This window comes from Caenimonas koreensis DSM 17982, assembly GCF_009646335.1.
Lineage (GTDB): Bacteria > Pseudomonadota > Gammaproteobacteria > Burkholderiales > Burkholderiaceae_C > Ramlibacter > Ramlibacter koreensis.
The window spans coordinates 1-1,256 of sequence record NZ_WJBU01000041.1 but is presented as its reverse complement, the minus strand read 5'-3'; the positions used below and the strand labels follow the sequence as shown (position 1 = coordinate 1,256).

Annotated in this window: 1 protein-coding gene; it reads left to right on the top strand. The window is 62.8% G+C overall.

The annotated features are described in order from the left end of the window. Positions 1-68: 68 nt before the first annotated feature. A protein-coding gene (locus tag GHT07_RS21225) for an IS3 family transposase (RefSeq protein ID WP_407646677.1) occupies positions 69-1,201 on the top strand; the annotation gives its coding sequence in 2 pieces (ribosomal slippage) (positions 69-318 and positions 318-1,201; 1,134 coding nt in all). The last annotated feature ends 55 nt before the right edge of the window (positions 1,202-1,256 follow it).

Here is a 1,256-nt window from a genome sequence, read left to right as displayed (position 1 = left end):
TGACCTGCCCCCGCCCTGCCGTGCCAACCTGAACTTGGCGAAGTCCGTCAACCCGGAGAATGGCGGACATGAAAAAGAGCAGATTCACAGAGGAACAGATCATCGGTTTTCTGCGGCAGGCAGAAGCGGGGATCCCGGTCAAGGAGTTGTGCCGCAAGGGTGGCTTCAGCGATCAGACGTTCTACAACTGGCGCAGCAAGTACGCCGGCATGCAGGTGTCTGAAGCCAAGCGGCTGCGCGAGCTGGAGAGCGAGAACGCCAAGCTCAAGAAGTTGCTGGCCGAAGCGCACCTGGACATCCACGCACTCAAGGGCGTCTTCGGGGTAAAGCGCTAGCCCCACGAGCGCGGCGCGCAGCGATCGAGGCAATGGTCCAGCAGTACGACCTGTCCGAGCGCCGTGCGTGCCGCCTCGTGGGGCTGTCGCGCGACTGCTATCGCAACCCACCTGTGGAGACCCAATTGAATCAGCAACTGAGTGCGCAGATCGTGGAGATCGCGCATGCACGAAGGCGGTTTGGTTATCGGCGCGTGCACGACATGCTGCGCCCGCAGTTCCCGGACGTGAACCACAAGCGCGTGTATCGCCTGTATAGCGAAGCGAGTCTGTCGGTGCGCAAGCGCAAGAAGGCCAAGCGCCCAACGAGCGAGCGCGTGCCGCTGCAGCTTGCGCAGCGTGTCAACGAGGTCTGGAGCATGGACTTCGTCAGCGACAGCCTGGCCAGCGGCCGGCGTATCCGATGCCTGACGGTGGCCGACGACTTCAGCCACGAGTGCGTGGACATAGTCACGGACTTCGGCATGGGCGGCGTGTACGTCACGCGCGCGCTCGATCAAGCGGCCACGTTCCGTGGTTACCCGGCAGCGGTGCGAACCGACAACGGGCCGGAGTTCACCAGCAGAGCGTTCATCGCATGGGCGCAGGCACGCGGGGTGAGGCACCTCCTGATCGAGCCGGGTCGGCCGATGCAGAACGGCTACATCGAGAGCTTCAACGGCAAGTTCAGGGACGAGTGCCTGAATGAACACTGGTTCCAGACCTTGCCGCAAGCGCGCGTCGTGATCGCCGCATGGAGAAAGGACTACAACGAGGTGCGGCCCCACAGCAGCATCGGCCGCATCCCGCCGGCACGATTCGCCGAACTGCATCGCCTGCGCGCAGGCGATGCAGTTCGATCATCAACCGATCGAGCAATCGATTAACCTTGAAACCCCGGACTTCCAAAGTTTGATTGGCAGGGTGGAAGGGGGCAGGTCA